9 protein-coding genes are annotated in these 10,214 nt (G+C 69.6%); 3 read left to right on the plus strand and 6 right to left on the minus strand.

Annotated elements, in window-relative coordinates:
- Nucleotides 1-663: 663 nt before the first annotated feature.
- Entirely contained in the window at nt 664-1,647 is a 984-nt protein-coding gene (locus ABZS54_RS40090) for a LysR family transcriptional regulator (RefSeq protein ID WP_355547457.1), read from the minus strand.
- A 126-nt stretch (nt 1,648-1,773) separates the two neighbouring features.
- Between ABZS54_RS40090 and ABZS54_RS40095 the strand changes: the two genes are divergently transcribed.
- Nucleotides 1,774-2,919, plus strand: coding sequence for a Glu/Leu/Phe/Val dehydrogenase dimerization domain-containing protein (locus ABZS54_RS40095; protein WP_355547478.1), 1,146 nt, complete (start codon nt 1,774-1,776; stop codon nt 2,917-2,919).
- 100 nt (nt 2,920-3,019) lie between these two features.
- On the opposite strand, the gene ABZS54_RS40100 is transcribed toward ABZS54_RS40095, so the two are convergent.
- On the minus strand, nt 3,020-4,018 hold the full coding sequence (locus ABZS54_RS40100) for a hypothetical protein (protein ID WP_355547460.1): 999 nt from the start codon (nt 4,016-4,018) through the stop codon (nt 3,020-3,022).
- A 386-nt stretch (nt 4,019-4,404) separates the two neighbouring features.
- Between ABZS54_RS40100 and ABZS54_RS40105 the strand changes: the two genes are divergently transcribed.
- Nucleotides 4,405-5,331, plus strand: coding sequence for a hypothetical protein (locus tag ABZS54_RS40105; RefSeq protein WP_355547463.1), 927 nt, complete (start codon nt 4,405-4,407; stop codon nt 5,329-5,331).
- Nucleotides 5,332-5,395: 64 nt separating this feature from the next.
- Here the strand turns inward: ABZS54_RS40105 and ABZS54_RS40110 are convergent, their stop codons facing one another.
- Together ABZS54_RS40110 and ABZS54_RS40115 are read right to left on the minus strand one after the other, a co-directional pair.
- A complete protein-coding gene (locus tag ABZS54_RS40110) occupies nt 5,396-6,589 on the minus strand; it encodes a hypothetical protein (protein ID WP_355547464.1) in 1,194 nt (397 codons plus the stop codon).
- Complete coding sequence (locus tag ABZS54_RS40115; protein WP_355547467.1) at nt 6,576-7,544, minus strand: helix-turn-helix transcriptional regulator; 969 nt, start codon at nt 7,542-7,544, stop codon at nt 6,576-6,578. The genes ABZS54_RS40110 and ABZS54_RS40115 overlap by 14 nt, the downstream gene beginning before the upstream one ends.
- Nucleotides 7,545-7,828: 284 nt before the next feature.
- Here ABZS54_RS40115 and ABZS54_RS40120 point away from each other — a divergent pair, with 284 nt between their 5' ends.
- Nucleotides 7,829-8,902 carry an AraC family transcriptional regulator gene (locus ABZS54_RS40120; RefSeq protein WP_355547469.1) on the plus strand — a complete coding sequence of 358 codons (1,074 nt, stop codon included), beginning with the start codon at nt 7,829-7,831 and terminating at the stop codon, nt 8,900-8,902.
- Nucleotides 8,903-8,933: 31 nt separating this feature from the next.
- Here the strand turns inward: ABZS54_RS40120 and ABZS54_RS40125 are convergent, their stop codons facing one another.
- Both ABZS54_RS40125 and ABZS54_RS40130 read right to left on the minus strand, forming a co-directional pair.
- Nucleotides 8,934-9,497 carry a helix-turn-helix transcriptional regulator gene (locus ABZS54_RS40125; RefSeq protein ID WP_355547472.1) on the minus strand — a complete coding sequence of 188 codons (564 nt, stop codon included), beginning with the start codon at nt 9,495-9,497 and terminating at the stop codon, nt 8,934-8,936.
- Nucleotides 9,498-9,598: 101 nt separating this feature from the next.
- Nucleotides 9,599-9,916 carry a hypothetical protein gene (locus ABZS54_RS40130; protein WP_355547475.1) on the minus strand — a complete coding sequence of 106 codons (318 nt, stop codon included), beginning with the start codon at nt 9,914-9,916 and terminating at the stop codon, nt 9,599-9,601.
- Between the last annotated feature and the right edge of the window lie 298 nt (nt 9,917-10,214).

A 10,214-nucleotide genomic window follows, 5' to 3' on the forward strand; every position in this document is an offset into this window, starting at 1 on the left:
CGACCGAGCGCCGACCCGGCTGTGGGTCGGCGCTCGGTCGTCGTGGATGGGTCCTGGGCTTTCGGTGCGCCCGGTGCGGTCGGGAACGGCTCGGCTCGGCTCGGGCACGGCGGCCCGGGTGAACGACGCGACTGGTCCACCCGGGCCGCCATGGTGGGTACGAATCCGGGCGGGGATGGAACCCCGGTTCCGTACCGGTACGGCGCGGCGGATCGGTCGGCGATGGCCGGGAGGGTGCGCGTCCCCCGCGCCATTGAGGGGGAAGGCCCGGCCGCCGACCGATCCGCAGCGCTCAGTTCCCTCGGCCCGCGGAGGCGGACGTCGGGTGGTCGGATGTCTCGGCCACCAGTCGGGGCAGGCAGTGCGCGCCCCGCCCGGTTCGCGTCTCGGCGTTGCGATAACCGCTTCTGGTGCCGCCGCCGCGGCCTCGGCCGGGCGACGAAGTGGAGCAGGTCATCTCAGTTCCCTTCCATACCTGAATGACGGCGAGAATCGTTCCAGGAGGAACCGTGTCGCGATCCGAGAGACCCGGTCGCCGCCGGCGACGACCGGGTCTCTCTGTGCGACAAGCGTGCGTCATGCGCGGGCCTCGGCCAAGTCCGCCCAGGCTGCGGGAATGTGACGTGAAGGGTAAGCCGATCTGGCGCTTGGCACCGGTCGAGGTCAGCTCGCCTCCTCGCGGCGCCGGGATGGCTCGGGGTTGGAATCGGTGGCATGGCGAACCGACTCGTCCACTCGCACGAAGCGATCCCGCAATCCCCGGCCGGCCAGCACGAACGCGTCCACGGCCGCGGTCAGTAGCGGATTGCGATTGGCGGTGCGATAGAGCGCGGACACCCGGCGATGCGAAGGCGTGTGCGCCAGCGGCACGCCGACCACGCCCTCCCGGGCCTGATAGGCCAGGCCCGGGACGATGGCGACGCCGGCTCCGGCGGCGACCAGACCCTGGACGACGTCGTAGTCGTTGCTGCGAAACGCGACCCTGGGCGCGAACCGATGTGCGGCACACACCCGGGACAGGCTCGTGGCGCCGGCCGTGTCCGGCCGCGTGGCCACCCACCGCTCCTCGGCCAGTTCGCCGACGTCGACCCCGTCCTCGCGAAGCGCGGGGTGTCCCCTCGGCAGCAGGAGGGCCAGGGTCTCCTCCACGAGCGGAAGAACCGTCAGCTCCTTCGGCCACACGCGCGGCACCAGGTCGTATGCGAAGACCAGGGCCAGGTCCAGATCGCCGCTTTGCACCTGCGGCACCAGGTCGTCAGGCTCGGCCTCGTCCAACAGGATCTCGGCGGTGGGATGCAGCCGGGTCAACTCGGCCACGGCGTGCGGCACCATGCGTTCGCCGGCGGTGGGGAACGTACCCAGACTCAGCCGGCCGCTGCGGCCTTGCACCACGTCGCGGATGTCGCGCTCCAGGCTGTCCAGCACGGCGATCGCGTCGCGCGCTCGATCGGCGATCGTGAAGGCGGTCCCGGTCGGCCGGATACCGTGTGCCTCCCGTTCGAACAGCGAGGTGCCCACGGCCCGTTCCAACGCGGCGATCTGCTGGGAAACTGCCGAGGCGGTGTATCCGGTGCGGCGCGCGGCGCGCGCGAACGATCCGGTGCTTACGACTTCGATGAGCGTGCGCAAGTGCAACGGGTTGAGCATCAGGATTCCTTGGCCTCGCTCGAACGAGGTCTCGGGCTGGCACCTCTAGGAACCGGCGGTGCGTGCCACGACGCTGTTGGAGCACGGTGTCCGTATCGATCGTTGGGATTGAGGGAGCGCTTCGACATGTCGGATGTCCTGTCGCTGATGGATCAGTGGGGGCCGGAAAAGGTCGTCTCCGTGTCACACACCCGAACCGGGATGAAGGGCGTGCTGGTGATCGACAACACCGCCCGTGGCATGGGTAAGGGCGGTACCCGGATGTCCCCGACCGTGAGTACCACCGAAGTGGCCCGACTGGCCCGGGTGATGACGTGGAAGTGGGCGGCGGTCGACCTCTTCTTTGGCGGCGCCAAGGCCGGGATCGTCTACGATCCGGCCGGCCCGGACAAGGAGGCCGTCCTGCGGGCGTTCGCCCGAGCACTTTCGAACGAGGTGCCGAGCGAGTACGTGTTCGGCCTGGACATGGGCTTGACCGAGGACGACGCCGCGATCATCCAGGATGAATTGGGCGATCGGGGAACGGCCGTCGGCACCGATGCGGTGCTGGGCGGAGTCCCTTACGATCGGCTCGGGATAACCGGGTTCGGGGTGGCCGAGGTCGCCGACGCGTTGCTCACGCATGTCGGCTTGCCGCTCCGGGGCGCGCGGGTGGCGGTCCAAGGGCTGGGCGCGGTCGGCTCGGCCGCGATCCGCCGCTTCGCCGAACTCGGTGCGACGGTGGTCGCGGTCTCCTCCGTGCACGGCGCGTTGTACGACCCGCACGGCTTGGACGTGGCGCAGTTGCTGAGCTTGCACGCGGACAGCGGCGATCTCGCGGTCAAGGAATACTCGGGCGGGACCGTGCACCCCCTGGGATTCGAACTGTCGGTGCCGACCGAGGTGTTGGTTCCGGCGGCGATTCAGGACGTGATCGACGAGTCGGTGGCCGCCACGATCACCCCCCGGCTGATCGTGGAGGGCGCCAATCTGCCCACCTCCGCGGCAGCCCAACGCGTGCTCGCCGATCGGGGCATCGTGGTGGTACCCGACTTCATCGCGAACGCGGGCGGCGTGGTGGCCGCCGGGTTCGCCATGGACGCGCGCTATTCGGCGTTTCGCCCCGATCCGGAGTCGATCCGCGCGACGGTGTCGACCAAGCTGCGGGAGAACGCCGTGCTCGTTCAAGAGGATGGCGCGCGTCGAGGGATCACCTCGCATGAGGCCGCGCGTTCGTTGGCCCAGGATCGGGTGTACGCGGCGATGCGGCTGAAGGGGCGGGTGCCGCGATGACCGCGTTGCCCCGGCGCGGACGTCGTGATCGCGCGCGATCATCGACCCGCGACCCCCTTCGCACGCCTGCGACGCGGTGAACTCCGACGCTCGATCCGGCTCAGGTGTACAGGTCCAGGGACAACGGCATCTGGCAGAAGGTCTCGATCTCCTCTTGGAGTTCGCGCACCCGCGTCTCGCGCGCCCGCATCGGACGGCGCAACCGTACGTGCACCACCATCATCAGAGAGACCAATCCGTGCACACGCCAGGCCGAGTCCAGTCGAAGCACCGGGCGCAGTGCCTCGGTGGTCGCCTCGATCTCGTCCAGGCTCGCGTAGGCAAGGGCGATGGCGACCCGGGCGAGCATCTCGTCCGAGCGCGAGTAGCCGGCGGGGGCGACCCCCTCGTAGCTGCTCAAGGCGCTCTCCGCGACCTCGATCGCCCGACGCTCCGCGCCGGGGATGAAGACCCGGGTCAGCGCCTCATAGGCACTTTGCCTGGCCGGATCGAAGTGCAACAGGCCGCCGACCTCGTCCAGTTCGTCCCGTCGGGACAACTCGCGGGCATCGGCGGCGGCGCGCAGTGCGGCCGAGGCCGCGAGGGCGTCCCCCAGCGTGGCCTGGGTCAGCGCGACGAGGGAGTGCAACCACACCGACGCCGTTCCCACTTCGGGGTCGCGCACGGAGGCGCCCAGTCGTGCATAGCGCAGCGCCTCGTGCACCCATCCGGCGCGATAGGCGATCAGTGACTGGACTCCGCGCAGCCACACTTCGGCGCTGGGGTCGCGCGCGTCCACGACCGCGCTCAGCACTCCCGCCTGGGTCGTCGCCAACGCCTCGCGGGTATCTCCCAGGTCGTGTCGGGACCACCCGTGGATGCCGAGCGCGAGTGCCTTCGTCAACGGGTCGACCTGCGAACCGTCCGGATCCGCGGACCGCGGCTCCACCGAGGTGGCGCACCGGCGCACGGCGACCAGTTTGTCGTAGATCGCCGGGAGGGCGGTGTGCGGATACACCGCCGCCAGCCGCCGGACGGCCGCCGCCGTCCGCGCCGGGGACAGGAACTCGATCGCGTCCGTGAGCTCGTCCAGGGCGTCGACCTTGTTCGGGAGTTTCATGCGTTATCTCTCCGCCGATGCGAGATCGTGCCTTACCTGCCGCCAGGATGCAGCCCTCGGGCGCGCGCGCAAAGGTCGTTGCGGTTACCCGAACTCGGTAAACCCGAAGGTAACCGGGTCGCCACCGACCGCATCGAATCGAAAAGATACCGTACGAATATTTTATCCTCAAAATGTTGCACCTGTCGACAACTGCCGCTGTTCGTGTCACGCCGCCGAATGTATGCTGCAAATCAGTTCCGCATCCCCCTTTTCCGGCAGGCGCCCGGATCGAGCGATGGCGCGGTGGCATTCGATCGTGATCCCGATCGATTCCGTAAGCGCTTTTCAACTGCGTGTCACCGCCGTGTCGCTTGTGCGCCGATTCCTGATATTGAGGAGCCCCCATGACAACTGGCCTCGTACCCGACCGGCCCGTCATCACCGTCGAGATCTCGGCGGACCAATCCGTACGCGTGGCCGGTGAAACCGTCCCGGTTCCGCCGGGGGGCGATCCGCGCGGGACCGCACTCGCGGTCGTCGCGGAGCAGGCGCGCCTGCTCGGACATCCGGTGCGGGTGCACGCGGTGGAGGCGGACGGGACGATCTTTCCGTTGAACGTGTACGCGGACCGCTCCATCGCCGAGGCGGGCGCGCCGATACCGGCGCAACGGCGTGGCCGGTTCGGCCGGCGTCGGGCCACGCCGGAGGCCGCGGCCCCGGCGCCGGCACCCGTACCCCTTCGGCCGCCGACCCCGCCCGTCGCGCTCGTGCAGCCCTCGACGACCGGATCCGCGCCGATGGCGCCTCAGCCGACCTGGGCCCCGCCGGGCGCCGCCACAGAGCCGGCGGTGCCCGCGACCCGCAGGCTCACCGCGTCCGACCGGCTGCCCGACGGACTGCCCGCGCCCAAGCGGGAGCAGCGGTTGGTGCTGGACCTGATTCGCGGCGCGGTGCAGGCGGGGGACAGCGCCCGGGCCTTGGCGATGGCCGCCGACCTGGACGCGTGCGCGGCCACAACGGCCGATCCGGCGGAGCGACTGGCCATGCGCGATGTGCACGGATATGTCGCCCTGGTCATGGGGCGACCCGAGTTGGCGGTGCGGTTGTACGCCGAGGCGGTCACGTTCGGTGACGCCTTGGCCGAGCCCGGGGAGTGGCCGGCGCGGATGGCCGCGAATGCGCACTTCTCCTGGTTGCGGGTCTCCGACTCGGCCGTGGCGGACGCGGTGGGCGAATTGGTGGTGGGCGCCTACGCGGCCGGTGGAATCGCGGATTCTCCCGGCGCGCGGGCGGCCCGCAGTCACATGGAGCGAGCGAGGGCTTGCGCCTGATCGCGCGGCGCGCCGACCAGACCCGATTCCGCGGCCCCGCTCCGGCGGGGCCGCGCCGGGCCGGTCAGCGTTGCGCGAGCGCGTGCGGCGGGAGCGGGTTCCCGCTCCCGCCCACCTGCGGCCCATCCCCCCACAGGTCGTGCAGGTCGTCCGGGAGGAGCGGGGCCCGGTATGCCGCGCGCAGCACGTCGGCGGCCACCGGTCCCGCCTCCTCGGCCAGTCGAACGAACCAATCGAAGCCGGCCGGATACGCCCACAGGTACGAGCGCAGCAGCGGGTTGGCTCCTCGGTCGCAGATCAGATCGGCGATCTGCTCGTCGGTCCAAAACGGCACCCGAGCCCGGGCGTGGGCCGCGCACGCGGTCACGCTCACGCCCCGGTTGATCGCCAGATGCAGTTCGCTGCGTACCAGTTGCAGGTAGTGGTCCAGTCGCACTCGCGCGATCAACACCGCGTCGTCGGGCGCCACGAACAACGGGAGTGCCTGGGCAAGCCCCTCCAGGACCACCTGTGTGGGTCCGTGTACGGACAGAACCCGCACCCACGGCACGTCCTCGCTGGTGCAGCGATGAGCGAAACTCGCCGCCTGGAGCCCGTGACCCAGGACCTCGTGCAGCGCGAACTGTCGGGCGCCGACCCGGGTGAAGCGCGCGTTGCGCGGGTTGAGCCGCAGCCGGACGTGCCGTCCCGCGCCGTCGAGCCAATAGGCCCAGTAGGCGTCGACATCGACGCACTCGATGGTCAGCTCGTAGCACGCCTCGGACTCGGTCACCTTGCGAACGGCCGGTTCGAAGTCGGCGGTCGCCGCGCGTATCTCGGCCGGCACCGAATCGGCGTCCAACGGCTCCTCGGCGATCCGCAACTCCCGATCGGTGGCGTCGTGCCAGCCGATCCCCAGCGCCCCCAACAGCTCTTGGGCGATTGCCGCGCGCTCGCCGACGTAGTCCACCGACCAGCCCACGGCGGCGCAGCCCTGGGTCGCTCGGACGTACTCGTCGAGACTTCGCCGCTCCCCCAACTGGGCGCCCAGATAAGCCAGATCGGCGTTCACCCGGGTGGCCAGACGCGGCGCGTCGGCCACCGCGGAGGTCGCCGCGAGGTCGCTCAGCCGCGCGTGCACCGCCAGCCGATCGCCGGCGGCGGTCACCGGCTCGGCCTCGGGAAAGAAGTCGAAGTCGATGATCGGGGCACCGCCTCGATCGATCTCCAGATGGTGCCAGGCGCGAATCGCCGCCTCGATCTCGTTACGCACTGTCATGGACCACATCCCAACGCAGGGTCACGTACTGATTGGCGTGCAGGTCTTGCCTGGACAACGTCACGTGCAGTCGATCCTCGTCGAGACTCCACCGGGTGTGCTGGGTCACCGAATTCTCCGAGCCGTCCGGATGTTGCTCGATCGCACCGCACCCGCGGAACTCGGTGACCCCGTGCTGGGTCACGCTCAGGGAGAAGTCTCGCGTAGGCCGCGCGATGGCCTGACGCCAGTACGTCGAGTCCACGAACAGCCCTCCCTCACACACGTATTCGATGACCGTAGTCTCCCCTGGTGGCACCGGTGGCGAGATCTGGCAGGCGAATTTACTCAGGCCGGTGGTGTCGTACAGCCGCTGGATGGCGATCTGCCGATCGCACGCGTCGGTGGGCGTGATGGTCAATCGACCCCGGGTGTGCTCGAACCACATCTCCCGGACCATGCGGGTGAGCGGCCGGCCCGTGAGGTTGAGCACCACCAGGCGGTAGGTCGACCGCACGTCTCCCTCGCGACCGACCTCGATGTCCACCTTCAGGGAGAGTTCGACCGCGTCCCCGAACGGATGTGCCGATTCTCCCGGCTCGTCCCACGGCACCGACTCCCCGTGATCGACCGCGATGGCTCGGACCGGATCCGCCGCCGGACCGGTGGCGTCCCCGGCGCGGTTCTCCTCCCACGGCTGGGGGGCCAGGCCCAACATTTCGCCGGGAATCCGCAACCCCTGGGAAACACGCTCGATGACGTGCTGCTGACGCACCTGAGCCCTTCCCTTGACGTAATCGCCCACCCTGCTGGGCGTCATCTCGCACAGCCGGGCCAATTTACTCAGTGTAAATCCGAGATCGTCCTGGGCGAGCCGGAATATGGCCCCCAGATCGCGGTCCGCACAGGCCCGAATCATGGCCGGCGTGGCCAACAATTCGGTGGGAAAGGGCTTGCGGTCATCGATTTTCGGCATATCGAACTCCCCGTCACGGGGCCGACCCGGCGCGGCCCGTGTAGTTACCGGCGAATTTATCAGCGTCGGGTAACGTCCTCGACCTTATGTCGCGCGTCCTATCCACCGAGACTGTACAAAAGAGCGTTCATTCGAACGCGGTCCGTGACATCCGATGTCGAAGCGATCGAGCAGGCGTATATACGATGTGGGTAAAAGGGATGATCAGGCATATATCAGCCGACCTCACAATCCGCCCGCAAGCCCTCGTGAATCCTTCCATCGATGCGAAGAGCCGGGAGACCATGTCCGCAGCCATCCCCTTCCGCCCCGTCCTGGTCCGGCAGAGGCCCGGCGGCCCCGCGGTCGACCCCGCTCCCACGGTCGAGGCCACCACGCATCGACGCGTGCTCTACCAGGGAACCGACGCGGCCGCCGTGCACGCGGCGGTGGCCTCGCGGTTGGGTCCGCATCGGCTGCACGTGCCCGGTGGGCGGGTCAAGGCGAACCTCCGGATACTGCACGAGGGCGAGATTTCCATCCTCGAACTCGCCTACGGCGCCCGCGCCGACATGTACTTCGACGGCACCACCACCGACCACCTGATCCCCATTCGACACCGCGGCTGGGGTCGGGTCGTCATCGACGACGTGGAAAGCGCACTCTCGCCCTGCGTGCTGAGCCCCGGCCGACCGGCCCGACTGAGTTGGGAACCCGACACCTCCGTGGTGATCGTCCGCATTCCGGGCGAGGTACTGGACCGGGCGGTCAACCGCGAAACTGTCGGGGATCGCCAAACGGCCCCCGCCCTCGGTCCTTACCTGGACAACACCGACCTCGGTGTCCGGCAATGGCTCTCGCTGGCCCGCGACTTCAGCGGGATGGTCGACGCGACCGGACACCTGGCCGGCTCGCGGTTGGCCGCACGGCACTTCGAACAGGCTCTGGTGCACGGTTTGCTCTCCTGCGCGCCTGCCCACGGCGCCGGCCCGCGACCCGAGACGGGGTCGAGCGAACCGCACGGTCTGCGCCGGGCACTGGCGTACTGCGCCCAGCACGCCGGCGAACCGATCTCGGTCGGCGCCATCGCGGCGGCAGCCGGGATGAGTGTGCGCACGCTTCAGGAGAAGTTCCGCATCCACCTGGGCGTGACCCCCGTGGGCCATCTCCGTCGAGTGCGACTGGCGGGCGCGCATGCCGATCTGCTGAGCGTGGCCGAGGGGCGATCCCGAGACACCGTCACCGACATCGCACTCCGGTGGGGCTTCGGTCACCTGGGCCGTTTCGGGTCGATGTACCGCGAGACGTACGGGCAATTGCCCTCGCACACCCTGCGCCACGGCACTGCGGGACCGGTGGTCTCCCGCGCCGCGGTCTGACCGGCGTCCCCGGCGCGCGGGTGGGGGTCGGCTACAGCGTCGGCGGGCCCACCGTGGCCTGGAAGTGCTCGCGGGCGTCCGAGGTGCGTCCGTTGCCGTACACGCGCAGCACCTCGGCCAGGCCCGGGTAGCGATTCGCGAGCAGTTCGGCCGCCGACTCGATCTCGGCAGCCGAGGCCACCGCGCGCAGCACCGCGTGCACCGCTGCGGCCGGGTCCGCGCGCGGCCCGCTCAGTACCTCGGGTCCGTTCAGTCGCAGGGCCGTGCGGGTGCTGGGCTGGTGCGAGCGGACGCGCTCCAGTGCGGCCTCGCGGTCGGCGATCGTCAGGCGGTCGAAGTCGGTCGAGGCAACGAGCGCCTCCACCTCCTGGAGTCGGGCCAGCACCGCCGGATTGCCGATCTTGGCCCGCTGACCGGACATCAACTGCGAGAGCATCGGCGCGGACAGGCCCAGCATCGCCGCCAGTTCCATCTGCGAGGTGCCCAGCCGTTTCAGCAGCCGCCGGAAACGATCGCTCAACGGCTCGCCGTACCACTCCATCTGTCGCGCCTGATTGCGCGCGATGGCTTCCTGGTCCTCCTGCGACTTGGCCACGGTGGCATCATGCACCGGGAACCACACGTTTGCAATTGCAATCACCCGGCGCATCGAAGGTCGCCTGGCGGGTCCGGCCCGACACCGACTCACCGGCGGACTCATGACGTCGAGATCGGTATCCAGCGATACATCCCATTATCCCGATAGGTGCAGCGCACACGTTTGCCGTCCGATACGGACGCTTCCGCTGATACTTCGTACCAATTGCACGCGCCACCGGGCACGATCTCCTGCGGTACCGACGTAGACACCCGGGACGCGGGCGGGTCGACCGTCCCCTTGTCGGTCGAGCCGCCATCTTGCGTACGCGAGGGAACGGGCACGCTCGGCGGGGCGGTCGGGCGGGGGCCGACCGGATCGTCCTCGCCGCCACCCGCGGCGATCACGGCGGTCGTCACCGCGGCGACGGCCAGCACGGCCGCGACGATCGCCCACGTGCCCCGGTGTCCCACCCGCCGGGGCGCACCGCGATTTTCGGCCGACACGAAGGGGATGGACGATACGGGAATCGGGTCGGCGGCGTTTCGCTCCGCCGCGCGCAACCACAGCGAGATCGACGCCTCCCCGCATTCGGGGGAAGCGATCGGAATCGACGGCGCGACGGCCGGATCCGGTGTGGGCGCGGTGACCCGAGCGGCGGACGGGGGCCCGGCGGCCGTATTCCGGTGTCGCGCGTCGGGGACGGACATGTGACGTTCCTTCAGGCTGACTCGG

Source organism: Embleya sp. NPDC005575 (assembly GCF_040605455.1).
Classification (GTDB): Bacteria; Actinomycetota; Actinomycetes; order Streptomycetales; family Streptomycetaceae; genus Embleya.